Here is a 239-nt window from a genome sequence, read left to right on the forward strand (position 1 = left end):
GTCGCCGCGGCCACCGGCGTGCCCATGCCCGCCTTCCTGTGGCCCCTCACCGCGATGCTCGGTGTGTACGGGGGGCTGCTGGCCCTCGGCGTACGGCTGCCGGAGCCGGCGACGGGGGTGTGGTGGGCCCAGGTGCCGGTGCGGGTGGTGGTGGCTGGTGTGGTGACGGCCCTGCACGTCACCGTGTACCGGAGGTACGAACAGCGCTCTGCCGTGGTCCTGGGGGAGTCGGGGGTGTC

The 239-nt window shown here is 74.1% G+C and carries 1 pseudogene; it reads left to right on the forward strand.

From position 1 onward, the window contains the following. A pseudogene (locus tag KVT44_RS56900) lies at window positions 1-239 on the forward strand (acyltransferase); the annotation flags it as partial.

The organism is Streptomyces sp. GbtcB7, from assembly GCF_019091445.1.
GTDB classification, from domain to species: Bacteria; Actinomycetota; Actinomycetes; order Streptomycetales; family Streptomycetaceae; genus Streptomyces; species Streptomyces mirabilis.